Source organism: Thalassospira profundimaris (genome assembly GCF_003326755.1).
Taxonomy (GTDB): domain Bacteria; phylum Pseudomonadota; class Alphaproteobacteria; order Rhodospirillales; family Thalassospiraceae; genus Thalassospira; species Thalassospira profundimaris_B.
On the sequence record NZ_JPWH01000005.1, the window covers coordinates 160,746 to 187,265 of the forward strand.

Genomic DNA, 26,520 nt, shown 5'->3' on the forward strand with positions numbered 1-26,520 from the left:
ATAGAACGGAGGGCTGCATGAATACGGCCCTCCGTCCTTGACCCCTAATGAGATGGCGCACTGCTTTCAACGTTGCGCCCCAAATCGGGCATGGCACGTTTCCAGGCCATAATGCCCGCCACACATATCAGCGCGGCGATCGCCCCCATAAAAAATGGCAATTGCGACGACTGCCCGGATAAAAATCCACCGACCAGCACGGCAAAGGCCTCGGCCATGACATGGACGGAACGATAAATCCCCAGGGCCTGGCCCTGTTCGTGGGCCCCGGCGGCATCGGAAATAAACAGGCTGGTGGTGACTTCGCACCAGGCGATACCAAAGGCCGCCAGGCACATGGGGGCAAGTATCCAGGTTACGTCGTCGGGCAGCAAAAAGGTAATAATACCCACACCCAAAAACAGATGTGCCACCGCGCTGACCCCGGCCAAACCGATGCGCTTGCGCGCAGGTTCCACCAACAGGCCCGCCGCAATCAGCGGAATGGAAATAATGGCGGCATACATCCCGAGAAACGAACTGCTGACATCGTGGTTTTGCACCAGATAGACGCCGAAAAAGGCAAAAAAGACATAAACCGCGACATAACTGAAAAACGAAATGACAAAGCCGGGCAACAGCCGTTTGTCCCGCACGGTTTGCCAGACGGAGCGCACGGGAAGCCCCGGCGCATTGTCGCTCACGGGGTCGGAGGTTGCCGAAAGCTCGACGGCCAGCGCCCCGTTCAAATCCTGTGCGGCAGGAACTTGCGGTTTTGCCTTGCCCCGGCGACGCGCATAACCCGGAATGCGCAAGGCAAAAAACACCACCAGCAAATTGACGCCAAACATACCGGCGGCAAAAAAGAACGGCCAGGAAACGTTAAAGCCTTCGTAAATCGAGGAATCGGATAAAAAACCGCCCAAAAGCGGGCCAATAATCCAGCCGACATTGATCGCCACCGTGATCAGGCCAAAATTGCGCACCTTGTTTTGCGGCGTGCTGATGTCCGATGTAATGGACTGGGCAATGGCCATGTTGCCTTCGCACAGGCCCGAAACAAACCTTCCTGCCAGCAATAACGGCAGGCTGGATAACGCAACACCACTTGCCGTGACGAGATAACCGCCCGCCGCACCGGCCAGCGAGCCCAGCAAAACCGGTCGCCGTCCGATCCGGTCCGACCAGCGGCCCAGCCAGGGCGACCCTATAAACTGCCCTATCGGATAAAGTGCGATGGCAACGCCGAGAAGTAACGGGCGATATTCCACCGGTATCGACGGGTCCAGAAAACCAAGTTCCGGTTTTAGGAACATTGGCCCAAAAACCGGAAACGGCAGGCTGAAACCGGCAAAACCAAACAGAACGGTCATAAAGACCGCGATCATTAATTTACGTTCCTGGGGCATGGGATATTAAGCTCTGTCCTGAAAAATTATTGGATGTCGTGGTGGCGGACATCGACGGTAGATTTGCTTAGGGATTGGATTGTCCAAAATGGTCCGGCACATACTGTCGGCCCAAATCATGGACAAGGCTTGACGCCTGTTCGGCCTGCCAGCCAGCGCCGGTCAAAATGGCCGTCAAACCATCGCAATAGGTTTCAAAGGCATTTTCGCGCAGCAAACTGCCATAATGAGCATCGGTCATTTCCGAAAGTGCCAGCGCGTTCATGCCAAAAGACAGCGCCCAACTGGCAAGGTTAAGCATCCTGCCGCGGTCCCGCACCGGATCAACCCGCAACATGGGCGCTGCATCATCCAGAAACCCCTGAAACATCCCGGTAATATCGTCCACCTTGCGCAACAGTTCCTGATGGCGGCCCACAGTTGCCCGTCGCCAGATAGCGGGCGACATTGCCAGATATTCCATTTCAAAAAGCTGCGGGTTTTCGATGGAAAACAGAATGTCGAGCAGGCTTGCGACAATGAATTTTTCCAGCGCCGGACCATCATGGTTTCGCGCCGTTGCCAGAAATTCCTTGCGAATGATGCCAGCCCGTACAGCAAGGCCCAACAAAAGGTCTTCCTTGCTGGCGAAATGGACATAAAGCGTCCCCACCGAAATTTCGGCCGCCCGGGCAAGGTCCGACATTTTCAGATCAAAGAAGCCATATTCGCCGATCAATTCCTGCGCGCGGTCCAGAATGACCTTTTCACGCTGCTGCCGCTTTTCCTGCTTCATGTCCGCTACCTCAAAATGATTTAAAATCGAATTTGGTTCATTTTTTCGTTCGCGGCAATAAAATTTTTTGCAATCCCACCCTGAAATTTGATAAAATTTATGTATTTCAATAAATTAACAAAGGAATTTTGTGAGATCATCAGATCCAAACAGGCCAAGATGACAAAACCGCAATCCTGGACAGGTATTGAATCGCGCCGCATGGCATGATGTTTTAACAACAGCAGGGAAACACCATGCAGGACGACACAAAAACAGGGCCCGCCCGACACAGGCATCCGCACATGACACGCTTTACCCGTGTCATCGACCACATTGATGCCAACCCTCCCCATTACGGCCCAGCCCCTGCCCGATGCTAATACACCGCTGGGCGACTATATCGGTCGCGCCTTTGAAATGATCGCCAATACCGCCCCACTTGATATTACCGGCCACCCGGCCATGTCAGTGCCATGCGGGTTGGTCGATGGCCTTCCTGTCGGCATGATGCTGATTGGCCGTCATTATGGTGAAAGCACCATTTATCAGGCTGCCAGCGCGTTCGAGGCATCGGGAAACTGGGAAGCAATGTAAAATTTATTGCCACAGACAGGGGGCAACCGGCCCCTTTCCTGTGGCAAATTGCGTCGAAAAAGCCGCGTGATCAAAAACCATCAATTTCTGCAAAATTCGATGTGACCGCCATGCCCGAAACCTGTGCTGCTTTTGTGGATGTGCAAAACAAAACCATGCTTAAACCTGATTTTGACCCGCTATCAGATGTTGAAATTATCAATTTCGCGCCAACCCGTGTCGCGGCCCTACGCCATTGGGACCACCCGGCCCATATTGGCAATTCCATTTGCCGATTGATTGACTGGTGCCAGCGCAACCATTTGCCGCCCCATAAAAATACAACCTTCACCATTGTCCATGCCCCCCCAAGACCCCCGCAAAAGACAGGTCTGATCATTGATTTGTGTAGAGCCACGACACTGGCCATTCCCGACAACCCCTATGGCATATTCGAGCATGTCATTCCTGCAAACCGATGTGCGCGGCTGCGCCATATCGGCCCGGATCACACGTTAAAACAGGCCGTGGCCCCACTTTACGCCGAATGGATGCCGCAGGCGGGCGAAGCCCCCGGCAATTATCCACTGTTTTTACAGCGCATTTCCTTTGCCAAAGAAGTCCCCACCAGCCAGGCGATCACCGACATTTACATTCCACTGGCGACATAAGACAACGCACCGAAAACCAGCACCAAAGTGAAAACCGGCCTAGGCCAGATGCCGGGAACCCTTGACCGTGGCAAACGTTTTTTCGTTTATTAAACATGCTTTTCTAAGACAAACTGCCGACCGTACAAAACGGGCAGGCTTTGACTTTCACATCCGATGCCAGTGAGGTTACGATCATTATCGTCATTATCCCCGCCAGCATAACCGGACAGCCATATGTTTGAACGCCTGATCCGCACTTGGGAACGCCTGCGCCACAGCCTGTGGATCGTGCCATTGCTGTTTGGCCTGGCCGGGGCGCTGCTGGCGGCAGGTATCATGCAATTGGCGGATCTGGATTTTGAGCGGCTCTTCGCCCCGATCTGGCCGATCTTTTCCAACATCAATGATGTTAAAAGCATGATCGGCATGTTGCTGCCCGCCCTTGTCACCATGTTTACCCTGGCGCTGTCGATCACGATGGTGGTGCTGACCCTGGCGGCGCAAAATCTGGGCCCGCGCCTGATCCGCAATTTTATGGGCGACCGCGTCACCCAATCCATGATTGGCATTTTTGTTGCCAATATTACCTTTTTTGTCACAGCCCTGCTGATGATGGGCGGCCTTACGGCGGATAATCAGGTTGCACAAGTAACCGGACTGGTCGGGGCGGTGATTTTTGTCACCAGCCTGTTTTCGCTTATTGTGTTTGTGCATCATCTTGGCCGGTCGATTGTGGCTGATCAGGTGATTATCGAAACCGGCGACCGGCTGGAAAAAACCATATCCGACATACAGGCCCGCATTGGCCCGGCCATCATTGCGGCCCGCAACGCGCAAACACCCCTGCCCGAAACGGTTGAAATTGATCCGCAAACCGCCATTCAGGCAACGCGATCGGGCTATATTCAGGGCATTGATTATGACGGCCTGTGCAAGCGTATTGCCGCCCGCCATGCCTGTGTCGAACTGATCCGCCAACCCGGCGAACATGTGATCAAAGGGCAGGTTCTTGGGCGTATTTTGTGTGACAGGGATCAGCTTGAAACGCTATGCCCGCGCATCACCCGGGATGTGGCCCAAACCGTCATGATTGGCAATTTCCGCACAGCGGCCCTCGATGTGGAATTTTCGCTGCGCCAGATTGTCGAAGTTGCCGTGCGCGCACTGTCACCGGGCATTAACGACCCGTTCACCGCCATTGCATCGGTCTATCGCCTGGGCCGGGCCTTGCGCCGCACCCTGGCTTTTGCCTATCCGGCCGGGTTATGGACGGATGATAAAAACATCACCCGCCTGAGCGGCCCGGTTGCCGATTTTTGCGGCATGCTCAGTGCTGCGATCGACCAGATCCGGCAGGCAGCCGTGCAAAAACCCGATGTGCTGATTCCGATTGCCCAAACCCTCGAAGGGCTGATCCCGTTTATCAACAACGTCAACCAGCGCGATGAAATCCGCCGTCAGGCAAAAATCATCATCCGCACCGCCCAACGCAATATTGACGCACCCGATGACCGCCAGGATGTTGAAACTGCCGCCCGCCGCGTTTTGCGCCGCAGTGCCGAATGGCAAGAAAACACGCTTGAGCAAAACCCCGCTCAGGAAAGCTGAAATGGCGGCATCCGCCGTTCAACCGGTTTGGCCTTGACGATGGATGTGTTGGTTTCGGCCTTATCAACGATGCGTTCCAGCAAATTATCCAAATCCGAAACGCTGCGCACATAAAGACGGGCAACAAAGCAGTCCTCCCCTGTCACCTTGTCGCATTCGCCAAATTCGGGAATTTCCTGAATGATCTGTTCGACGATATGCAATTTACCCGGCAGCGGGCGAACACGCACAATCGCCTGAAGCGGATACCCTAGGGCTTCGGGGTTAATATCGATGGTAAATCCCCGAATGATCCCGCCTTCTTCAAGACGGCGTACCCGTTCGGCCACTGCCGGGGCCGACAGGCCCACGCGCGCGGCCAGTTCCTTTTGCGAAATGCGGGAATCAGCCATCAGCGTATTCAGAATTTTCTGGTCAGTTGCATCCATGACTTTACTTTCATCAACTCTTTTCCATTCCTGCCTTTAATAAAAAGGCGAAACGGGAATAACATCAACTTCAAACCATATTCCACAGCCGCTTTTTCCGCGAAAATGGTGCCATAAATTTATTCAGACAAACGGAGCATTCCGATGAATGAAAAAACACGTGGCACCCTGGAAATGGCAACGGCCATGTCCATTCTGGGCACCATTGGCTGGTTCGTGATCGTGTCCGAACAGCCTGCAATCAATGTTGTTTTCTGGCGGTGCGTTTTCGGGGCGGCAGCCCTGTTTGCCATATGTGCGGCCCTTGGCCTGTTGCCCGGGCTTTTAAACCTGCGCACCGTGGTATGGTCCGCCCTTGGTGGTGCCGCCATTGTGATTAACTGGTTCCTGTTATTTGCGTCCTTCAGGGAAGCATCCATTTCCATCTCGACCGCACTTTACAATACACAACCCTTCATACTGCTTGGCTTTGGTGCGCTTTTCGCGGGCGAGAAAATAACGGCCAACAAGCTGTTCTGGCTGGCGCTGGCGTTTATTGGCCTGTTATTCATTATAACAGGCAATGATGCCGGACATGACGCACAAGGTACTGTTGGCACCAGCCTGCCAGGCATTGTGATGGCGCTGGGGGCGGCCTTTTTCTGGGCGGTTGCGGTTATCATCACCAAAAAGCTGAAGGGGACGCCGCCGCATCTGATCGCCCTTGTGCAGGTAACGGTTGGCATCCTGATGCTCGCGCCCTTTGCCGATTTCACCAACCTGCCCGCGACCGGCTTTTCGTGGCTGTCGCTGGTGATTATCGGGGCGGTGCATACCGGGCTGATCTATGTGCTGATGTATGGGGCCGTTCAAAAACTGCCCACCCATTTGCAAGGGTCGCTGACATTCCTGTACCCGGTAGTTGCCATCCTGATTGACGTCATCGCCTTTCACCATCGCCTTGGCACCGGGCAAATCCTGGGGGCGGCGGCAATCCTGATCGGCGCGGCGGGGATGAATTTGGGCTGGCGCGTATTTGGCCGAAAAACCCGACAGGCCCACAACACCAAAACAGCCTGATGACAGGCCAAAACAAAACCCCGCTGCCGGGCTGGCAACGGGGTTTTGGATATTTGCATCATTGCAGGACTAATCAGCCCGCCAATGCCGCCTCAATTGCAGCAAGGGCCTGTGCGGCCTTGTCGCCATCGGGGCCACCACCCTGGGCCATGTCCGGGCGGCCACCGCCGCCTTTGCCGCCCAGTTCGGCAACACCAATACGCAGCAGGTCAACCGCATTATGGCTGGCAACCAGATCCTGGGTCAGGCCGACAACGATGGAGGCCTTGCCGCCATCAATGGCGATCAGGGCGGCAATGCCCGATCCCATCTGGCTGCGCAATTCGTCAACCATGCCCTTCAGTTCCTTGGCCGGGATGCCTTCAAGAACCCGAAACGCGGTTTTAACGCCGTTAATTTCCTTGAAGCCAGCATCGCCGCCCGCACCCCCGACCCCGCCGGTTGCCAGCTTTTTACGCAGATCGGAAACTTCACGCTCCAGACGGCGGCGTTCTTCCTGCAGGGCCTGCACACGGGCAGGCACATCTTCGGGCACAGCCTTCAAATCACCGGCAACAGACTGCAACAGGCGATCGCGGTTTGCCATATAGTTTGCAGCATCGGCACCGCTGAGTGCCTCGATACGGCGCACACCGCTGGAAACGGCACCCTCGGAAACGATTTTGAACAGGCCGATATCGCCGGTGCGTTTGACATGGGTGCCCCCACACAGTTCCAGCGAATAGGCAAATTCCTTTTCTTCCGGCAAGCCCATGGAAACAACACGGACTTCATCGCCGTATTTTTCACCAAACAGCGCCATCGCCCCCAGTTCAATCGCCTCGTCAGGCGTCATCAAACGGGTGACGACTTCGGTGTTTTCGCGAACCAGGCGGTTCACATCGGCTTCGATCACGGCAATTTCTTCCGCCGTCACCGGTTTCGGATGGGATACGTCAAAACGCAGGCGCTCGGGTGCCACCAGCGAGCCCTTCTGCGTCACATGGTCGCCCAGATGTTTGCGCATCACGGCATGGAGAAGATGCGTTGCCGAGTGATTGGCCCGCAGTTTTGAGCGGCGATCGTGATCCACGCGGAATTCGGCGGCATTGCCGGTTTTGATCTCGCCCGACACCACCTTGCCCAAATGCACATGCAGCGCACCAAGTTTTTTCTGGGTATCGGCAATTTCAATGACCGCACCATTTTCGGTGCGGATCACGCCGGCATCCCCCTGCTGACCACCGGATTCGCCAAAAAACGGCGTCTGGTTGGCCAAAATGGCAACCTGGTCGCCTGCCTTGGCGGTTTCGACTTCCTTGCCATCCACGATGATGGCGGTCAAAACACCTTCGGCGGTTTCGGTTTCATAACCCAGGAATTCGGTCGCCCCGAAACGGTCATTCAGATCAAACCAGACTTCTTCGGTTGCCGCTTCGCCCGAACCAGACCATGCCGCACGGGCCTTGGCCTTCTGTTCGGCCATGGCCGAGGAAAAACCGTCTTCGTCAATCCCGATTTTGCGGGGTTTAAGCGCATCGGCAGTCAGATCAAGCGGGAAACCATAGGTATCATACAGCTTGAAGGCCACATCGCCCGGCAGAACCGCGCCTTCGCCCATTTCAACCGTGGCTTCGTCAAGCATCTTGAGGCCGCGATCGAGCATGGTTTTAAAGCCATGCTCTTCCAGCTTCAGAGTTTCTTCGATCAAGGCCTGGGCACGCACCAGTTCCGGGTAGGCAGCGCCCATTTTGCGCACAAGCGCCGGGACCAGCTTATACATCAGCGGGTCCTTGGTGCCGACCATGTGCAAATGGCGCATGGCACGGCGCATGATACGGCGCAGAACGTTCCCGCGACCAGCATTGGACGGCAAAACACCATCGGCAATCAGGAAGCTGGTGGAACGCAAATGGTCCGCCACCACACGATGGGACACGTTATGCGGCCCATCCGGGTCGGTATTGGTGATATCGGCCGAGGCCTCGATCAGGGCGCGCATCAAATCGATATCATAGTTATCGTGCTTGCCCTGCAACACGGCAGCCACACGTTCCAGACCCATGCCGGTATCGATGGAGGGCTTTGGCAGGTCCAGACGGCGGCCGTCCGCCATCTGTTCATACTGCATGAAAACCAGGTTCCAGATTTCAATGAAACGGTCGCCGTCTTCTTCCGCACTGCCCGGAGGGCCACCCCAGATATGATCGCCATGATCAAAGAAGATTTCCGAACACGGACCACACGGGCCGGTATCGCCCATCGACCAGAAATTGTCCGAGGTGGGAATGCGAATGATGCGATCATCACTCAGCCCGGCGATTTTCTTCCACAAACCGTGAGCTTCATCATCGGTATGATAGACCGTCACCAGCAGTTTTTCCGCCGGAAGACCGTATTCCTTGGTGATCAGATTCCAGGCGAACTCAATCGCGTTTTCCTTGAAATAGTCGCCAAACGAAAAATTGCCGAGCATTTCAAAAAAGGTGTGATGTCGCGCAGTATGACCGACATTTTCCAGGTCATTATGCTTGCCCCCGGCCCGCACGCATTTCTGCGACGTAACCGCACGGGAATAATCGCGCTGCTCCTGGCCGGTGAAAACGTTTTTAAACTGGACCATCCCGGCATTGGTAAACATCAGGGTGGGGTCATTGCGCGGCACCAGCGGGCTGGAAGATACAACCTCGTGGCCGTTCTTGCGGAAAAATTCCAAAAACGTGGTGCGAATATCGTTAACGGTCTGCATCTCTCTCCAACCCGGAAAACGCGGAACAAAACACCCACCTGGACTGCGGGTTGACTGCACTGTTTAGCGGCTCGCCTTTGCCCTGTCCAGTCGGGGAAAAGGGCTAAACGGTTAAAAGCTGCGTTTCAAGTATTATCGCCGACGGAATTAGTCCAGAACCGGGCGCATGAAACTGCGTTCATAGCTGATGATGGAACGGTTTTTTTGTTCAAGTTCCAGTGTCGCCACGCATTCGGCGTCATCGGCCATCTGGTTGCGATAGGTTTCATAGGCGGCCAAGCTTGGAAAACTAAACAGCGCGTAAGCAATGTTGCTAGCCCCTTCATGGGGCAGAAAATAGCCGTGATGCGTGCCGCCCATACGGTTAACAATGGGAATCCAGCGCCGGGCATACTCCTCGAATTCGGGGATTTTGTGCATATCGATAACGTATTTAAGATAGCAGGTGATCATGGAACCTTCGCCAATCACGTCAAAAACAAGCAAACCAAAGAACAGCGCATCAGGACGGCTGCCTGCACCTTAATTCGCTTTTTTCTGAATATTCTGGCCGAGCTTTTCCAGATCCTTGCCAAAACCATCGGCGGTTTCACACCCCGCCAGCGCCGCCCCAAACGCAACCATCAACAGAACAGCCATAACCTTACGGACCCGTTTTTCCATCTTCGCTATTCTCCAACCTGGGCAAATGCCCGTCAGCTTTTACCAGTGGCAACATCCGAAGCCTCCGCATCAAGCAGACGGCATTTCAATGTTCCTGCAAAACAACGCGCAAAATATAACGAAATCATGGCGTCCCCTACTAAAATTTGTGCAGGACAACACTGCGACACGTTCATAAACAATACAGACGTGCATACAGATCATCCGTTGCCCGTAAAGAGGTATCGCGCCATTATGTGATACAGTAAAATAGGGCCGAGAGCCGAACGCGATATGTGCGACCTTTGGGTTCCAGCCGACGACAACAAGAGATTGCTAACGCAACGCGGCTTATCATATAAATAATTATTAGTCGTCAGGAGAGAATACGCTGTTCACACGAACCATAGCAGGCCCGGGCTGTAAAAATAGGTCCAAGGCCTGGATTGCTTTTTGTTCTGCGGTTTCGGAAATCTCCGATGTCAAGATCAGGCGTTCGATTGGCACGTCATAGCCACCTCCCGATGTACTTGGGTCTGCATGAAAATAATCACTCGTCTCGACCCAGGCAGAGAACCCCGAATATTCAGATTTCTCTATCTCCATCGCTTCGTCATATGTCATCTCTCTTTTTTGTCTATCATCCAATTCAGTTCCAATATTCTCAAATTTCTCTATAAACTCAGGTTCCATTGCATCATTTGAATCTAAAAGTTCATTAATAGAGCCCTCAAAACTCAACGTTTGCAGCACTATTTCTTTCTTATCACTCTGATTTCTGATCCAGATAACTTTCCCGGTTAACATATCTTCCTTCAAGTTGACCGGACGAATTACCCCACCCCAATCACTTTCGACAAAACTCTTCAACTGTCTTAACAAATGAAGCCAATACTGCTGCGCGGCAAAAAATTGCTCCGTGCTCCTGAAATATTCCTCAAACGGATAACCGGGAGTATCTTTGAACAACTCCAAAAACATTAAACACCCTCCAAGGAATCAGCATTTTTAACTTTTAATTTCCAAATCAACACGCAGTGCGATTCTTTATTTTTCTGATATCAAAATTTGCAGTCTGCCCCATCGTCTTCAAAGAAGCTCGTGATACTATCAGCAACAAAAGCTCCGCCTTCATAAATGTCTTTTTACGTTACCTCTATCCCGTAAATTGGCGTAAATACTATTTAAGGTGCGCCCATTGGACGCACCCTGCTTTTCTTCTCTGATCCGGGCTGATGTGCAATTACGCTTACAGTCGTTGGTTGTATCGTCATTGCTGGTCCGGATGAATGTCTCGCCTTCGCTTATCGCCTTAAACCGGTGGGCGGCGCCCGCGCAGGGCGTTGACCAGCAACGACACCAAAAACAGAACGATAAAGACGAAGAACAGAATTTTTGCAATCCCGACAAAGGTACCGGCAAGCCCGCCAAAACCAAGTACGGCTGCCAGCAAAGCCAGGACAAGACAGAATATTGCCCAACCAAGCATGTTATTCTCCTGTTGTTATTTTATTTTCAGGCGACCGGCGCAGTTTGCTCGTGTCTTTTGTTTCACTATTTGCCAGTCGTCAGCCATATCCGATCCGTTGCGGGCACATGCCCTTCAGATCAGTTGGCACCTTCCTGAATGTTGTCACCAAGCTTTTCAACGTCCTGGCCAAAGCCTTCGGCGGTTTCACAGGCGGCCAAACCCATACCAAAACCGGCAATCATCGCCAGAGCAAAAAAGCGTTTCAAGAAATTGGACATGATGAACTCCTGATCCTTGAACTTGTGATTGTTTTGTATTCGTTACACACGACTTCAAACGTCAGGTATCGTTACTTGTTCCGCATTTGGTGCTCGATCCCGTTCAAATCGGCGCTTAATGGTCTTAAAACGGGCATCAAGCCTGCTGATTTCTGCGATTAAGACAAATCGTGATCATTTTGGGGCAACTGCCTTATTACCCTACCACAGGGGAAAGACCGCCCTTAACACGAACAAACCGGCATCTTCACCATGAAAACACTGTTCACATCGCTCTGGTACGGTCCAAAGGGTGCACATCGCTCATATCCCAGCGACGCATAAAGCGTGATGGCTGCATCGGACTGAATACCGGTTTCAAGGCATAGGCCACCAAAACCATGTTCAAGCGCGTCCTGTTCCATATGGACCATAAGCATGCGTGCAAGCCTCTGCCGACGCATGTCGCGATTAACAAACAATCTCTTTATTTCAACAAACGGAACAGGGGTATCATGCCTTGCTGATATTGAAGGACACTTACCGGGGGGTAGCGGGATATAGCCGCCGCAGGCAACAGCCCGACCGTCCACTTTTCGTCGAACAACAAAAAACCGTACATCCTCGGCAATAAGCTGCCCTGCACTTAACCCTGCCCGGTCCTGCCCCGGATAAAGCCGCGCCGTCCTGGTATCGGCCTGGTCAAACAGGGATGTAACCACAGGCTGGTCTGGCGTTTCGGGATGAATAACAAACATAGGGTAATCCTTGTAAAACAGGGAAACAGAAAATCAGAACAGCGGAACCCACGCCTTGCCGAGGGTCGGGGCGAAGGCCCTGGAAATAATTCAGCAACTGAGTGACACAAACCCTGTTGATCGCAGCGATCAAACCCCGCGCAAATTCCCCCAGACATGCACATGCCATTGCGGCATGACGCGCACATCAAACCAGCCGTTTTCCGCCACACGCGTCACCAGCCAGCGATAGCGTTCGGTCAGGGCATCAAGATCAACGCCGTCCACCCCGTCGGGATGCGGTGCCGCCGGGGTGGCATTGACCGGCTGCAGATAACAGGGAATATCAGGGTGACGCGAGCGCACATGGTTGGCAAAGGCCAAATCGGCCTCGTCCGCCACCGGAAATTTCAGGGTTATGGCCGGACCGTTCCCCATGCCATTGCGCGCAGCGGCAATGCAGGCAGCCAGATCACCGGCATTGAATGTGGTGTGGCTTGAAGGCGGCTTGGGGCTCAGCGTCAAATGATCGAGTTTGGCAAACCAGCGCCGGGCGATGCTGCCCTGTGTTTCAATGGCAAAGGTAAATCCCTGGGCCTGCCCCAAATCAATGAGCGGTTCCAGCGGCTGAATGGCGGGATTGCCGCCCGAGAGTGTCACCAGGACCGGACGCCCGCCAGACAGTTTTTTCACCTGATCAAGTATATCGTGAGCCGTCATCGGCAGCCAGTCTGCCCGAAAGGAAGGGTCTACGGCATAGAGCGTATCACACCACGAACAACGAAAATCACAGCCGCCGGTGCGGACAAAAACCGTTGGCAGGCCCAACAGCGCCCCTTCGCCCTGCACGGTCGGGCCGAAAATTTCCGAAATGCGAATTTTACCGTGACGACGCACACCTTCGCTGTCCTCAACCGAAAAACCGGCCGCGACAGAAGACGTTTCCGTACCGGTACCGGTACCGGTTTTCATCTGCGGGTTCATGGCCGATATTCCGCCCAGGTTTTAGGCGTTTCCGATACACGCACCGCCGAGACCTCCGGCCAACGATCCCTGGCCCAGTCGCAGAAGAATTTTGCCAGATTTTCCGCCGTGACATGGTCATGACCCAGCACATCATTAAGATGACGATGGTCAAATTCATCGTCGATCAGACGTTTAAGCGGGCCTAGTTCGCGGTAATCGCGCACAAAACCACGATGATCCAGGCTGGAAGACTGCAATTCGATCTCGACAATATAATTGTGACCATGCAGACGGGCGCAGGGATGATCGGCTTCCAGCCCGCCCAGCACATGGGAGGCCGAAAAGGCAAATTGTTTGGTAATTCTGAACATTTTCAATCTCGTTTCAGGCCGCGGCTTGACCTGCAGCACATCGCACCGACGCTTGCATGCGAACGCACGACGCCCGCAGACAAAAGCCGTTTGATGGTTGCTCGATACCGCGCCAGTGGGAATGATTTAGCCGTGCGTGCTGCGTTCCGCGAATTTGCGCTTCGCATGTTCGGCCCGGGCCTGTTTCCAATATTCCCGGTCGGTATAAACGGTCGGGTCGAGCACACGGGCCAGCTCCAGCGCCTCGCGCCGTTCCACACAGGTGCCGCAGCGTCCGCAATGCACATCGCCGCCCTTGTAACAGGACCATGTGCGATCAACCGGCACGCCAAGACGACCGGCCTCTGCGGCAATATCGGCCTTGGAGGCATGAATAAAGGGCGTATAAAGCCGGATGTGCGCCACACCCTCCAGGGCATGATCCTGCATGGCCTGAAACGCATGAACGAAATCGGGGCGACAATCGGGATAGATAAAGTGATCCCCGCCATGCATGGCAGCGGCCACCGCATCGGCCCCGGCACTGGCGGCCGCGCCAAATGCCACTGTCATCATGATGGCATTGCGGTTGGGCACCACCGTGATGCGCATGGTTTCTTCGGCATAATGCCCATCGGGCACGGCCACATCATCGCTGGTCAATGACGAACCGGTCAAAAGCCTGCCAACCGGTTTTAAATCAACAATATTGTGGGGAACGCCCAAATCACGGGCGGTTTCGGCAGCATAATCAAGTTCCTTTTTATGGCGCTGGCCATAATCAAAGGAAATCAGTCCCTGCAAACTGTGTTCGCGCGCAACCTTATGCGCCAGCGTCACAGAATCCAGGCCGCCCGAACAGACGACGATGGTTTTCATGGTATAACCTTTGCGTGTTTTTTACCTGGTGCTACGACAGGGGGACCCTTAAAGATCACCAAGCCGCGCATTTCCCACATGCGGCAAAAAAAGGCAAGGGCTTTCTATACTGCCATTTCCCGACGTCCGGAAAGCACATGAAAGCACATGGGCACCCGGAAATATGTGTCTTCAATATGTTGCGACAGGCTGGCCCGCATCAGATCGTCAATTTCGCGACCCTGCCCGGATGTGGCATTTCGCAGCGCAGCGCCAAAAAGCATCTGCATTTGCGGCCGCCAGAACGGGGCGGCGGCGGGAATCCGCCCGCACGGTGTATGTGTAACCAGCGAAACATCGTCAAAACCGGCATTGATCAGCCGGGCAACCGAATTTTCGGCGGACGAAAACCCAAACAGATCCAGCCCCGCCGCCTCGAACCCGGTGCCCAGGACCTGTTTAAAAATCGCATCCATCGCACCAAATAACGGGTTTTCCGCCATTGGCCCCCAAACCATGAAAGCCGCCCGGCCGCCAGGGGCCAAAACCCGCCGGGTTTCGCGCAGGGCCTGGTCCGGGTTTTGACAAAACATGATGCCAAACCGGCACGATACCCCGTGAAACATGGCATCGGCAAATGGCAGGGACTGCATATTGGCCGCCACAACATCAAGATTGGCAATTTCCGCCCGCGCGGCCCGCCCGGCCAGCCCGGCGCACATTGATGGGGCAATATCGCTGGCAATTACCCGCCCCGAAGGGAATGGTTTTCCTTTGGCACTTTCGGGCATGTCAGAAAAGGCAGACGACAACAAAGCCGCAAGACCAAATGCCGGTTCGCCAACGCCCGAAGCCAGATCAAGCACGCACAAACCATTGTGGCAGCGCTGGGCGACACGATCAGCCATACCATGCAGTTCGAGAGCATCAATCAGGTGACGATTGATTTTGTCGGCTTGGGGGGCCAGACGATCTGCCCAGTTCAGCCAGTCAGATGACAGATCCTGCCATATCGGATTCCCCGCGTCCTGATTCATCATCCCCCCTGTGCTGTCGCCCGCCTTGACGTTTTTTCGGGTCATCACCCACGAGCCGACGAATTGCCAGCCCTGTTTTTGTAACACACATCCCGTTCAACGTGATCTGCGCGACTTTTCCAACATTTATACCAGTTCCCCGCGATCCGATCGCCGTTTTTTACAAAGATGCCCACAAATTCAGCATTCTCGCCATATCTCCGGCAGTCCCAAAAGGCGACTGTGAGAAATTTCACTGCAAAAAAAGAAAATGCGCATTTTCGAGTCGCCCCCGCGCCCCCAAACGAACGCTCATGCGGCACCGCAGGAAAAAGAATTTTTATCATTAAAAATCAAAAACTTAACATGAAATCCCTTGAAAAAGGACACCCCGTTGGGAGCCATTTTGCCAAAAATCCGGCTTTCGGGAACACCCCATATGCAATGCTGCCCATCGGAAAATACATAGCTTGATCAAGGATATGCAAACACAAGCAACTTCATCCTGACATGGCACGAAGCACTGACAGGCGAGAGATGCCGCATCGCAAAATATCTGTATCGACCCGATACAGATAGGCAATTAAGCCACTGTCAGAATGGCATTTTGCGCAAAAATATAAAATATTGAACCTGATTTCGGTAATTTTTTTTCAATTGTTTCCGTTTTGTGGATTTGTCACTTGCAGGTTACGGGCTTTATTATCAGTATTTCCACGTACGCATTAGTGGGGATGCTTCCCGCTCCAGGGCGAACAACAAAAATAGGGAGACATATTAAATGTCATTTATCACGAAGACCAAAGATGGTCTCGTGCACGGCTTCTTGAATTCGTCACGAGCTTTTCTTATTGGCACTGGCCTTCTCGCAAGCAGCATGGCTGCACTGGCACCGGTTTCGGCCCAGGCCGAAATGGTGTTGAACCGGGGCAATGGTTCGGAACCGGGCAGCCTTGACCCGCAAATATCCGAAGATGTTCCGGCATCGCACATTTTGCGCGACCTTTATGAAGGCCTGGTTGGCGAAGCACCAAGCGGTGACATCGTTCCCGGCGATGCCGAAAGCTGGACCGTCAGCGAAGACGGCCTGACCTATACCTTCAAAATCCGCGATGATGCCAAATGGACCAATGGCGAGCCCGTGACCGCCGGTGACTTCGTTTATGCCTGGCAGCGCGCCGTGGACCCGAAAACCGGGTCGGAATATTCGTTCCTGCTGGCGCCGATCAAAAATGCCGAAGACATTACCGCAGGCAAAAAGGACCCGTCCGAACTGGGTGCAAAGGCCATTGACGACAAAACCCTAGAAGTGGACCTTGCCGGCCCGACCCCCTATTTCCTGGGCTTGCTGACCCATTCGGTCAGCTATCCGGTTTACAAACCGGCTGTTGAGAAATTTGGCGACCAGTGGACCCGCCCGGACAATTCCGTCACCAACGGTGCCTTCAAGCTGATTGAATGGAACCCGCAGTCACGCATCGTCCTGGCCAAAAACGACCAGTACTGGAATGCCGACAGTGTAAAGCTCGACAAGGTCATTTATTATCCGACCGAAAGCACCACGGCCGAGCTGAAGCGTTACCGCGCCGGGGAACTGGACTGGACCTATGAGGTGCCGAACGACCAGATCAAATGGATCCGCGACAATATGAATGACGAATTCGTCGTGTCGAACTATCTGGGCGTTTATTATTACGGCTTTAACATGACCAAGCCGCCCTTTGACAATGCCAAGCTGCGCGAAGCCTTTTCCCTGGCGATCAATCGCGACATCCTGATGGACAAGATTGTCACCGCAGGCGAAGTTCCGGCCTATTCCTATGTCGTGCCGGGCATGAACGGTTATGATCCGGTTTATGTCAATTTCAAGGACATGACCCAGAAGGAACGCAACGAAAAAGCCTATAAGCTGTATCAGGAAGCCGGCTATTCCAAGGATAACCCCCTGACGGTTGAAATTCGTTACAACACCAATGACAACCACAAGAAAATCGCCATTGCGATTGCCTCGATGTGGAAAAGCGTGCTGGGTGCGAATGTCAATCTGGTCAATGAAGAATTCAAGGTCTTCCTGGAAACCCGTAAAGCCAAGGAAAAAACCCAGGTCTTCCGTGCGGGCTGGATTGGCGATTACAACGACCCCAACACCTTCCTGGAACTGTGGAAATCCGATTCCGGCCTGAACGACACCGGTTTTGCCGACCCGGAATATGACAAGCTGATGGACGAAGCCTCCAAGGAGCAGGATTCCGCAAAGCGGATGAAACTGCTTGAAAGTGCCGAGCGCATCTTCCTTGATGCCAACGCGGTTGCCCCGATTTATCACTATGTGACCAAGCACATGATCAAACCGTATGTCAAAGGCTGGGATGCCGATGGCAAAGGCCATGTCAACGTGCTGGACCATGTTCGTTCGCAGTATCTGTATATCGAAAAATAATCCTTCGATTGACAGTCTGAACATGCTGTCCGCCGCGCCCCCATGCGCGGCGGGCAGGCTTTGGGGATAACCATATGCTTGGCTTTACACTCAAACGATTGCTCGGGGCGATCCCGACGCTTTTTATCATTGTCACCCTGTCATTCTTTCTGATCCGGACCGCACCGGGCGGACCGTTTGACAAGGAACGTTCCGTCCCGCCAGAGGTGGCGGCCAACCTGAACGCCGTTTATCACCTGGATGAACCGTTATGGATGCAATATGGCCGCTATCTGGGTGATGTGATCCAGGGTGATTTCGGTCCGTCCTTCCAGTATCGCGACTTTACCGTGACCGAACTTATTTTTCGCGGTTTTCCGGTGTCGTTGACGCTTGGCGGATCGGCCATTTTCCTGGCCCTGATCATTGGAACAACACTGGGCACCCTGGCCGCCTTAAAACAAAATTCAAAACTTGATTACGCCGTAATGGCAACAGCCATGACCGGCATTACCATTCCAAACTTTGTCATGGCCCCGCTGCTGACGCTTGTTTTCGGGGTTTATTTGCGCTGGCTGCCTGTCGGCGGCTGGGAACAGGGGTGGGACCAGGTTGTGTTGCCCGTTATTGCACTCGCCCTGCCGCAAATTGCCTATATCGCCCGGTTAACCCGTGGCTCCATGATCGAGGTTTTGCGCTCCAACTTTGTGCGCACCGCCCGGGCAAAGGGCATTCCCGAACGCATCATGATCACCCGCCATGCCCTTAAGGCCGGTATCCTGCCGGTGGTGTCCTATCTGGGCCCGGCAAGTGCCGCCGTCATTACCGGGTCTGTGGTGATTGAACAGATTTTTTCCATTCCCGGCATCGGGCGCTACTTCGTCCAGGGCGCGCTTAACCGCGACTATACGCTGGTGATGGGCGTCGTCATTTTCTATGGCTCGCTGATCATTCTGTTCAATCTGCTGGTCGATCTTGTGTACGGCCTGCTCGATCCGAAGGTGAGGATGCAGTAATGTTTGCAAAAACCAATCCGGCCTCCGCGACCGAGGCCGCCGATCTGGCACTGGCCGGGCAAAATGTCAAAGGCCGTTCGCTGTGGGAAGATGCCTTTCGTCGCCTGCGCGCCAACAAGGCCGCAATGGTCAGCGTCACCCTGCTGGTGCTGATCACCCTGTCGGCCATTATCATTCCGATGTTTCACCCCCATCCGTTTGACGAAATCTACTGGGATTATATTCAGGCCCCGCCTGATATTGAGGCCGGTTTCCTGTTTGGTACCGACACCAATGGCCGCGACCTTTTTGTCCGGTCCCTGTATGGCATTCGGGTTTCATTGATGGTGGGCATTGTCGCCACATCGGTGTCGCTTCTGATTGGTGTGACCTATGGCGCGATTTCGGGCTATATCGGTGGACGTACCGACAACATCATGATGCGCATTGTCGATATTATGTATTCGATGCCCTTCATGTTTTTCGTCATCATGCTGATGGTGGTTTTTGGCCGCCATATTTACCTGATTTTTGCCGCCCTTGGCGCGGTTGAATGGCTGACGATGGCGCGCATTGTGCGCGGCCAGGCGCTGTCGATCAAAAACCGCGAATTTGTCGAGGCGGCACGGGCATCGGGTGTGTCGAATTTCAACATCATTCGCCGCCATATTGTGCCCAATGCACTGGGACCGGTGATTGTGTATGTCACGCTGACCATCCCGCAGGTGATCCTGATTGAAAGTTTCCTGTCCTTCCTCGGGCTGGGCGTTCAGGAACCGATGACCAGCCTGGGTGTGCTGATTTCCGAAGGTGCCCAGCAAATGGAGAGTGCGCCCTGGACACTGCTGTTCCCGGCAACGATCCTGGCGGCCATTCTTTTCTGCTTTAACTTCATCGGCGACGGGCTGCGCGATGCCCTTGACCCGCGTGACCGCTAACGGAGCATGACGCCATGAGTACCATTCTTGACGTTCAGGGCCTGACAACGGTCTTTAAAACCCATGATGGCGATGTCAAAGCCGTCAATGACCTCAGCTTTTCGATCAGGGCGGGCGAAGCCCTTGGGGTTGTGGGCGAATCCGGGTCGGGCAAAAGCCAGACATTCCTTGCCATTATGGGGCTTCTGGCTTCCAACGGCTATTCCACCGGGTCGGCCAAACTGAAAGGCCAGGAACTGATTGGCCTTTCCACCCGCGAGCTGAACAAAGTGCGCGGTTTGAAAATGTCGATGATCTTTCAGGATCCGATGACATCGCTCAACCCCTATATGCGCATTTCCAAACAGCTTTCCGAAGTGCTGGTGCAGCACAAGGGCATGAGCGAAAAGGAAGCCCGCGCCAAGGCGCTGGATATGCTCGACCTTGTGCGCATTCCCGAGGCGCGCAAACGGTTCGATATGTATCCGCATGAATTTTCCGGCGGGATGCGCCAGCGCGTGATGATCGCAATGGCCCTTCTGTGCGAACCGGAACTGCTGATTGCCGATGAACCGACCACCGCCCTTGATGTGACCGTTCAGGCACAAATTCTGGACCTGTTGGGCGATCTGAAACGCGAAATGAATACCGCGATCGTCATGATTACCCATGATCTGGGCGTGGTGGCCGGTATTTGTGACCATGTACAGGTAATGTATGCCGGACGCATTATTGAAAGTGCGCCCGTCAACGACCTGTTTGGCAACCCGCAGCATCCCTATACCGCCGGGCTGCTGGCATCGTCCCCGCGCCTTGATGTGGTCAACGGGGATGAGAAACTTGTCACCATCGCCGGTCAGCCACCCAACCTGCAACGTTTGCCAGCCGGATGCAGCTTTGCCCCGCGCTGCCCGCACGCCTTTGATCGCTGCCGGGCCGAATTGCCGCTTTTGCGCAAAACCGAAGATGGCACCGCCGAGGACACCCATGTCAAAGCCTGCCATTTGGAAGATCACAAGGGACTTGCCGCATGACTGTTGAACCCGTTCTTCTGGATGTCAAAAACCTGAAGGTGCATTTTGATGTGCCTGCGGGCGGTTTCCTGTTTAAAAAGACCGTGCCGCTTAAGGCCGTCGATGATGTCAGCTTTCAGATCAAGGCTGGTGAAACGCTGGGTGTGGTTGGTGAATCGGGCTGCGGCAAATCCACGCTCGGCCGCGCCATTTTACGCCTGATCGAACCCACCGCGGGCGAGGCCGTATGGCTGGGGCGTGATCTGGCCTCGATCAACCACAAACAGATGCAGGCGCTGCGATCGGACCTGCAAATCATCTTTCAGGACCCGCTGGCATCGCTTGATCCGCGCATGACCATCGGCCAGATCATTTCCGAACCGCTGATCACGCACCGCCCGGAACTTTCCAAGGCCCAGGTGCGCGATGAAGTGCGCGAAATCATGGCCCGGGTGGGCCTGATGCCGGAAATGATCAACCGGTATGCCCATGAATTTTCCGGCGGGCAGTGCCAGCGTATCGGCATTGCCCGGGCAATGGTGCTGCGGCCAAAACTGATTGTCTGTGACGAGGCGGTTTCGGCCCTTGACGTTTCCATTCAGGCACAGATCGTCAATCTGTTGCAGGAATTGCAGCGCGAATTTGGCCTGGCCTTGCTGTTTATCAGCCATGACCTGTCGGTCGTGCGTCATATCAGCCATCGTATTCTGGTGCTGTATCTGGGCAATGTAATGGAGGTTGCGGATCGCGATACCATCTATAACGCGCCCAAGCACCCCTATACCAAGGCGCTGATTTCGGCCGTGCCCATTCCCGACCCGGTGCTGGAACGCAAAAAGGAACGCATTGTTCTGACCGGCGAACTTCCCAGCCCGATCAGCCCGCCATCGGGATGTGTATTTCGTACACGCTGCCCGTTTGCCCGGGAAAAATGCACAACAGACGTGCCCGAAATTCAGAATCTGGGGGCAAAGCACCAGGTCGCCTGCCATTTCCACGAGGAAATGTAAGATCAAACCGACATAATAAAAGGGGGCGTCATGATATCGACATGAGGCCCCCTTTTTTAATCAGTAATCGGCCAGATCAACCATCCCCAAAGTATCGACAATTTTTGTCCGGTCCTCGCCACCGCGTTTGTAATAAACCAGTGCATAAGGATCGCCATTCTCAATGGCCTTTTTCATCACACTTTCAAAATCATCGGGGGTTGCCGTTTTGGTTTCATTGATGCGGGTAATGAAATCCCCCTTCATGAAACCGGCCTGATCACCCTGCCCCATCTTTTCCATACGGTCCACCACAAGTCCCTGTGTACCTTTGGGCAGTTCAAGCTTTTCCCAGGCTTTTTCATTGGCAGGGACAAGTTCCAGCCCCATCACCTTTTTACGGCCATCATCCTCAGGGGTTTTGCCTAAAATTCGGTCGCGCTCTGCCTGGCGGCGACGGCTTTTCGCTTCGTCCATGTCGTCAGGTATCAGGCTGAAACTTTTGTAACCGCCATCGCGCCAGACGGTTACGGTTGTTTTGCCTGTTGCCTCGGCTGCCTGCATGCGGAAATGCAACCGCGATGTCACGGTTGCACCATTCACCGCCACAATCACATCCCCGGCACGGATACCCGCCTGATAGGCCGGTTCGTCCTTTGGGGCACGATGGATCAACATGCCTTCGTCCCGTTCCATTCCCAAAAGAGGACCAAGGCCGGGCTTGACCTCGGAATAGGCAATACCAAACCAGCCGCGTTTGATTTCACCATCACGGATCAAAAGATCAACAATGCCCTGGGCATGTTCGGATGGAATGGAAAATGCCAGCCCCTCGTTGCCGCCCGAGCGGGTATAAAGCGCCGAATTAACACCAACCACACGGCCATCCATTGCCAAAAGTGGCCCGCCCGAATTTCCCTTGTTTACCGCCGCATCCGTTTGCAGATAGGGGTTATATTCCCCCTTGGAAAGCTGGCGCTGCTTGCCCGAAATAACGCCTGTTGTCAGGCTTTGGTCAAAACCATAGGGATAGCCAAGGGCGAAAACAGGGTCACCAACCAAAAGCGCATCAGAACTGCCCCAGGCAAGCGGCGTGACACCTTCGGGCATGGCAACCTGCAATACGGCAAGGTCGGTCAGGTAATCTTTACCCAGCAATTTGGCGCGCATACGACGACCATCTTTCAAAACAACAATGAACTGAATGCCGTCTCGCACCACATGCTCGTTGGTGACAATCAGGCCCTTGCTGCTGATAAAGAAACCGGTTCCGGTCGAGCCATTGCGCTTGCGCTTTTGCCAGTCATATTTGGGTTCCTCGTTCTTTTTTTCGGCCTTGTCATCGCGGTTGCGATCCTTGTCGGGGGTATCATCGTCGCGTTCGTCAGGCGGCAGGTAAAAATCTTTGCCTTCTTCCTTTTTCTCGCGTTCTTCATCCACAATCTCGGCATAGCTTTTTTTCAGCACGTTAATCCGCACAACACCTGGCGACACCTGCTGGTAAACCGATGCCAGGCTTTGATCACCCATATCCCTTGTGATTTGGCTTTGGGTTTCGGTATGCGGTTTTGGGGTGCCGGCATAAGACAGGGCTGGGGTGATCAGGGCTGTCGAAACCAGCATGGTTGCAACCAGTGAATGGCGAAGCATTTTTTTCATCATATCGCTCTCTCAATAGGGAGGTGCCAGAACGCATCAACGCATTCTGGCGTTATCGGTGATGGGAAATGTCAGTAGGAATAAGTCAGGCCCAGCCAAAAGGTGCGGCCCTTGCGGTATGGGGCCTCGGACACCAGCGTGTGCGCCCCTGCACGATTAAGCACATTGTCGATGGAAACATTCATGGTCAGAACGTTTTTACCAGCTGCGATCAGGTCGTAATCCAGCGTCAGATCCAGGTCAAAGCGGGCCTTTTCCTGGCGTTCTTCATACACATCGTAAACAGTGCCCCCGATATTCCGGTTGGAACCGCTATCGGCAATAATCGTATAGGGGAAGGTGTAACGCCCGGTCAGCCCTGTGCGCAGGCGGCTATCATAAAACTGCGAATAAAGGGCGATATTGACCAGCCAGGGTTCATCCAGATTGCCTGTGATCATGCTTAGGGCATTTGGCGAAACAACCTGGCCATTATAGATAATATCCTCGTCTTCCTCGTTGCTGCCAAAATAGGAATTATTCGAGACCGAGCGTTTGCCATATTGGCCATTGATGCTGAAGGTATGTTGCCCGCCCAAAACAGGTTCTTCAAAGTCCCTGATCCATTCCACCGAATAGAACGTGTAGGCGCTGCTGCCTTCATTGCTCAGCGTATAGCTGGTGGAGCCACCTTCGCTGGCAACCCGGGAAAACTGGTCCCGCCCTTTGCGGTCAATAACCTTCAGGCGGGTATCACCGCCCAATAGCGGTAACGGGAAGGAAACCGAGGCGGTTTTTTCGTCGGTGAAGGGTGTTCTTAAATCGCTGCCACCATAATTGGTTCTGGACGAACTGCGCTGCGAAAATGCCCCCACCTGATAGGCCGATGCCCCGCTGGTCGCGATGGTCCGGCCATAATTCACTGTACCGGGCGACAAATCGCGCAGGGCATAGGCAAGCAGGTTGGAAGCATAATACCGGTTCCAGCCCACATTAAAATTGATGCCAAAATCGGTTTCATAGGTGGTGTTAAAACGCGGGGCGAGATTGGTATTTCCCAAAAACGTATCACGCTCCAGCCGCAGACCGGGCTGAACCTTGACCTCGCCAAACGGTACATCCTTAAAATTCAGGCCGTACTGACCGTAAAGCGCGCCGGTATAAAAACTGACTTCGCCGTCATATGCACCATATTCCGTCATGAAACGGCTTGCCTGCGCCCCATTTTCACAAAACGGATCATTGGCAACCAGGCAGGTAATCGCCGCATTGGCCGATGGGCTGCGGGCATAATAGGCGGTTTCCGGGCGCTCGGCCTCGGCATGAAGACGGCGAATGTCAGCCCCGAAGGCGATATCGTTTTGTCCGTGCGCGGCGGTAAAATCCGCCTGATAGGACAGCTCCTGCTGGGATTGATAAAGGTCGCCCAGGGTGCCGATATTACAATTGGTACTGTTACAAATACCGCTATAGGTACCTCCGGCATTTGACCGCACCTGACGGGCAATATTGGTTTCAGCATCGCGACCAACCTTTGAGCTGTTGATCGACAGTTTGGTCTCAAAGGCAAAATGGGAAAACCCCAAACCGTTCCAGTCCAGCGGCGTGTCAAGCCCGACATAGCCATTGAGACCATTGCCGACAATATCCATCGCACTGTCATAGCGACGGGTGGATTCCCACTCCTGCGCATAGGGCGTATAAACCATTTGAAGGGTCAGACCGAGGCCAGCGTCATTCTCGTAACGGACTTTACCCAGCACATTATCGGCAACCGTTTTGGTTGTTATGTCATCCATCAGGTAATAATCCGCATCCGCGGCACGGGTGGTTTCTGCCGTGCGCCGACCGGCCGAAACCAGAATGCCCCAATTTTCATTTAACGGCGTACTGGCGGAGCCACCATAGCTGAGTTTTTCAAATTTTGGCGGTTTGGCATCGGCATCGGGCGCATCACTGGACCGAATGTGATAATCCGTCCAATTAGAACCACCGCGGCCGATATTGGCGCTAAAGGTTGGTTCATCCGACGGATTTTTGACCTTGTAATTAACAATCCCGCCCTGAAATCCGCCATATTTGGCCGAAACGTTGCTATCGGTAATTTCAGCTTGTTCCAGAATACTGGCATCAACATAAACCGATTGCGGATGGGCACCATAAATCGAATCCGCATTGATCAGGTTGTCATCATCATCAGGCATGTTGTTTAAATTATTGCCCTGATTTTCAACCCCGGCATAGGTGTTGATGCTAACCCCATCGAGCATGATGTTGTTCTGATCAATTTTTCCGCCCGAAATACTGATCCCGGCAGGACGCAAATCCTGTTCGGCGACGGCGGTTGCCCCGCGTTCTTCCAGGCGGTTCTGGTAATTCGGGTTGTCAAAACCGGCCTGGAACTGAACATTCGGATTGGCGCGAAAAATTTTGCCAGGGTCATTATCCCCCTGAACCCGCGCGTGAATTTGCTCTTCACTCAGCACCGTCAGGCCACTATCGGCCCCGGCCCCCAATGTGATGGTGGGCACACGATTGGCCGTTACCGTTACCGGCGTGGTGACAATGCTGCCATCCTGCCCCACCGTGCTTTGTTGTTGGGGCAGAACAATTACGGTATCACCCGAAAGTAAAAATGATACATCCGTCCCCGCCAGCATTTGCCGCAAGGCATCGGACAATGTGAATGATCCACGTACCGCCTTGCCGCTGACCGCAATGTTTGTGCCACTTTGCACCGAATAGGGCACGCCGGACTGCCGTGACAGCAGCTCCAATGCCTGCATCAGGGGCTGTGCCGCAATATCAAACGCATAAACCGGCTGTGATGCAGAGGAACCCTGCGCGCTATTGCCCGGTTTTTCCGCCATATTCTGGGCAAAGGCGACACCAACCGGGGCCGTGGCCGCTGCGGCACATAACAGCGCCGAGGTTGCGACCGCACGACATAACAGAGCCCGGACACTTTCGCGAGTTTGCAACTCTGCTCGCGATTGCAGCGATTTTGGCGATTTTAAAACAGTCATTCTGTACGGCCCAATTGCGTTATTGCGTATCA

26 protein-coding genes are annotated in these 26,520 nt (G+C 54.0%); 10 read left to right on the plus strand and 16 right to left on the minus strand.

The window, feature by feature from the left end; translation table 11 throughout:
• Nucleotides 1-44 precede the first annotated feature (44 nt).
• The 3 genes from TH25_RS08080 to TH25_RS25250 all read right to left on the minus strand — a co-directional run bounded on the left by TH25_RS08080 (nucleotide 45) and on the right by TH25_RS25250 (nucleotide 2,477).
• Nucleotides 45-1,367 carry an MFS transporter gene (locus TH25_RS08080; protein ID WP_181847480.1) on the minus strand — a complete coding sequence of 441 codons (1,323 nt, stop codon included), beginning with the start codon at nucleotides 1,365-1,367 and terminating at the stop codon, nucleotides 45-47.
• Between the two features lie 88 nt (nucleotides 1,368-1,455).
• Nucleotides 1,456-2,163, minus strand: coding sequence for a TetR/AcrR family transcriptional regulator (locus tag TH25_RS08085; RefSeq protein WP_114087918.1), 708 nt, complete (start codon nucleotides 2,161-2,163; stop codon nucleotides 1,456-1,458).
• Nucleotides 2,164-2,183: 20 nt separating this feature from the next.
• Nucleotides 2,184-2,477 carry a hypothetical protein gene (locus tag TH25_RS25250; protein ID WP_220151367.1) on the minus strand — a complete coding sequence of 98 codons (294 nt, stop codon included), beginning with the start codon at nucleotides 2,475-2,477 and terminating at the stop codon, nucleotides 2,184-2,186.
• Between the two features lie 4 nt (nucleotides 2,478-2,481).
• On the opposite strand from TH25_RS25250, the gene TH25_RS08095 reads away from it, so the two are divergent.
• The 3 genes from TH25_RS08095 to TH25_RS08105 all read left to right on the plus strand — a co-directional run bounded on the left by TH25_RS08095 (nucleotide 2,482) and on the right by TH25_RS08105 (nucleotide 4,979).
• Nucleotides 2,482-2,739 carry an amidase family protein gene (locus tag TH25_RS08095; protein ID WP_114088013.1) on the plus strand — a complete coding sequence of 86 codons (258 nt, stop codon included), beginning with the start codon at nucleotides 2,482-2,484 and terminating at the stop codon, nucleotides 2,737-2,739.
• A 110-nt stretch (nucleotides 2,740-2,849) separates the two neighbouring features.
• Nucleotides 2,850-3,389, plus strand: coding sequence for an AraC family transcriptional regulator (locus tag TH25_RS08100; RefSeq protein ID WP_147253002.1), 540 nt, complete (start codon nucleotides 2,850-2,852; stop codon nucleotides 3,387-3,389).
• A 216-nt stretch (nucleotides 3,390-3,605) separates the two neighbouring features.
• Nucleotides 3,606-4,979: a DUF2254 domain-containing protein gene (locus tag TH25_RS08105; protein WP_114087921.1), complete on the plus strand. Its 1,374-nt coding sequence runs from the start codon at nucleotides 3,606-3,608 to the stop codon at nucleotides 4,977-4,979.
• Here the strand turns inward: TH25_RS08105 and TH25_RS08110 are convergent.
• Nucleotides 4,967-5,407, minus strand: a complete 441-nt coding sequence (locus TH25_RS08110; protein ID WP_114087922.1) for an Lrp/AsnC family transcriptional regulator — start codon at nucleotides 5,405-5,407, stop codon at nucleotides 4,967-4,969. The two genes, TH25_RS08105 and TH25_RS08110, sit on opposite strands and share 13 nt — an antisense overlap.
• Nucleotides 5,408-5,551: 144 nt before the next feature.
• Between TH25_RS08110 and TH25_RS08115 the strand changes: the two genes are divergently transcribed.
• On the plus strand, nucleotides 5,552-6,466 hold the full coding sequence (locus TH25_RS08115; RefSeq protein WP_114087923.1) for a DMT family transporter: 915 nt from the start codon (nucleotides 5,552-5,554) through the stop codon (nucleotides 6,464-6,466).
• A 73-nt stretch (nucleotides 6,467-6,539) separates the two neighbouring features.
• Here TH25_RS08115 and alaS read toward each other — a convergent pair whose 3' ends face one another.
• Together alaS and TH25_RS08125 are read right to left on the minus strand one after the other, a co-directional pair.
• On the minus strand, nucleotides 6,540-9,194 hold the full coding sequence (alaS, locus tag TH25_RS08120; protein WP_114087924.1) for an alanine--tRNA ligase: 2,655 nt from the start codon (nucleotides 9,192-9,194) through the stop codon (nucleotides 6,540-6,542).
• A gap of 147 nt (nucleotides 9,195-9,341) precedes the next feature.
• Nucleotides 9,342-9,614, minus strand: a complete 273-nt coding sequence (locus tag TH25_RS08125; RefSeq protein ID WP_258549079.1) for an NIPSNAP family protein — start codon at nucleotides 9,612-9,614, stop codon at nucleotides 9,342-9,344.
• Here TH25_RS08125 and TH25_RS24885 point away from each other — a divergent pair.
• Complete coding sequence (locus TH25_RS24885) at nucleotides 9,609-10,097, plus strand: hypothetical protein (protein ID WP_181847497.1); 489 nt, start codon at nucleotides 9,609-9,611, stop codon at nucleotides 10,095-10,097. The two genes, TH25_RS08125 and TH25_RS24885, sit on opposite strands and share 6 nt — an antisense overlap.
• Before the next feature lie 108 nt (nucleotides 10,098-10,205).
• On the opposite strand, the gene TH25_RS08135 is transcribed toward TH25_RS24885, so the two are convergent.
• From TH25_RS08135 to TH25_RS08170, 8 genes are all read right to left on the minus strand, one after another.
• Nucleotides 10,206-10,817 (minus strand): hypothetical protein, encoded by a 612-nt coding sequence (locus TH25_RS08135; RefSeq protein WP_114087926.1) that lies wholly within the window; start codon nucleotides 10,815-10,817, stop codon nucleotides 10,206-10,208.
• Nucleotides 10,818-11,148: 331 nt separating this feature from the next.
• Nucleotides 11,149-11,325 (minus strand): DUF1328 domain-containing protein, encoded by a 177-nt coding sequence (locus tag TH25_RS08140; RefSeq protein WP_085580828.1) that lies wholly within the window; start codon nucleotides 11,323-11,325, stop codon nucleotides 11,149-11,151.
• Between the two features lie 119 nt (nucleotides 11,326-11,444).
• Nucleotides 11,445-11,585: an entericidin A/B family lipoprotein gene (locus tag TH25_RS08145; RefSeq protein WP_114087927.1), complete on the minus strand. Its 141-nt coding sequence runs from the start codon at nucleotides 11,583-11,585 to the stop codon at nucleotides 11,445-11,447.
• A 224-nt stretch (nucleotides 11,586-11,809) separates the two neighbouring features.
• Nucleotides 11,810-12,322 (minus strand): GNAT family N-acetyltransferase, encoded by a 513-nt coding sequence (locus TH25_RS08150; RefSeq protein WP_114087928.1) that lies wholly within the window; start codon nucleotides 12,320-12,322, stop codon nucleotides 11,810-11,812.
• A gap of 129 nt (nucleotides 12,323-12,451) precedes the next feature.
• Nucleotides 12,452-13,285, minus strand: a complete 834-nt coding sequence (gene queE / locus TH25_RS08155; protein WP_258549080.1) for a 7-carboxy-7-deazaguanine synthase QueE — start codon at nucleotides 13,283-13,285, stop codon at nucleotides 12,452-12,454.
• The gene (gene queD / locus TH25_RS08160) at nucleotides 13,282-13,638 is read right to left on the minus strand and encodes a 6-carboxytetrahydropterin synthase QueD (RefSeq protein ID WP_114087929.1); all 357 of its coding nucleotides are present in this window, start codon (nucleotides 13,636-13,638) and stop codon (nucleotides 13,282-13,284) included. Before queD ends, queE begins: the two co-directional genes overlap by 4 nt.
• A gap of 126 nt (nucleotides 13,639-13,764) precedes the next feature.
• Complete coding sequence (gene queC, locus TH25_RS08165; RefSeq protein ID WP_114087930.1) at nucleotides 13,765-14,496, minus strand: 7-cyano-7-deazaguanine synthase QueC; 732 nt, start codon at nucleotides 14,494-14,496, stop codon at nucleotides 13,765-13,767.
• A gap of 104 nt (nucleotides 14,497-14,600) precedes the next feature.
• Complete coding sequence (locus tag TH25_RS08170) at nucleotides 14,601-15,515, minus strand: class I SAM-dependent methyltransferase (RefSeq protein WP_114088016.1); 915 nt, start codon at nucleotides 15,513-15,515, stop codon at nucleotides 14,601-14,603.
• Nucleotides 15,516-16,272: 757 nt separating this feature from the next.
• Here TH25_RS08170 and TH25_RS08175 point away from each other — a divergent pair.
• The 5 genes from TH25_RS08175 (at nucleotide 16,273) to TH25_RS08195 (ending at nucleotide 21,845) form a co-directional block, all read left to right on the plus strand.
• On the plus strand, nucleotides 16,273-17,931 hold the full coding sequence (locus TH25_RS08175; RefSeq protein ID WP_114087931.1) for a peptide ABC transporter substrate-binding protein: 1,659 nt from the start codon (nucleotides 16,273-16,275) through the stop codon (nucleotides 17,929-17,931).
• Nucleotides 17,932-18,005: 74 nt separating this feature from the next.
• Nucleotides 18,006-18,926, plus strand: coding sequence for an oligopeptide ABC transporter permease OppB (gene oppB, locus TH25_RS08180; protein ID WP_114087932.1), 921 nt, complete (start codon nucleotides 18,006-18,008; stop codon nucleotides 18,924-18,926).
• A complete protein-coding gene (locus TH25_RS08185) occupies nucleotides 18,926-19,843 on the plus strand; it encodes an ABC transporter permease subunit (protein WP_114087933.1) in 918 nt (305 codons plus the stop codon). The genes oppB and TH25_RS08185 overlap by 1 nt, the downstream gene beginning before the upstream one ends.
• Nucleotides 19,844-19,857: 14 nt before the next feature.
• Entirely contained in the window at nucleotides 19,858-20,856 is a 999-nt protein-coding gene (locus tag TH25_RS08190) for an ABC transporter ATP-binding protein (protein ID WP_114087934.1), read from the plus strand.
• Nucleotides 20,853-21,845: an ABC transporter ATP-binding protein gene (locus TH25_RS08195; RefSeq protein ID WP_114087935.1), complete on the plus strand. Its 993-nt coding sequence runs from the start codon at nucleotides 20,853-20,855 to the stop codon at nucleotides 21,843-21,845. The genes TH25_RS08190 and TH25_RS08195 overlap by 4 nt, the downstream gene beginning before the upstream one ends.
• A gap of 60 nt (nucleotides 21,846-21,905) precedes the next feature.
• Here TH25_RS08195 and TH25_RS08200 read toward each other — a convergent pair whose 3' ends face one another.
• Complete coding sequence (locus TH25_RS08200) at nucleotides 21,906-23,486, minus strand: S1C family serine protease (RefSeq protein WP_114087936.1); 1,581 nt, start codon at nucleotides 23,484-23,486, stop codon at nucleotides 21,906-21,908.
• A 68-nt stretch (nucleotides 23,487-23,554) separates the two neighbouring features.
• Nucleotides 23,555-26,488 (minus strand): TonB-dependent receptor plug domain-containing protein, encoded by a 2,934-nt coding sequence (locus TH25_RS08205; protein ID WP_181847482.1) that lies wholly within the window; start codon nucleotides 26,486-26,488, stop codon nucleotides 23,555-23,557.
• Nucleotides 26,489-26,520: the final 32 nt, after the last annotated feature.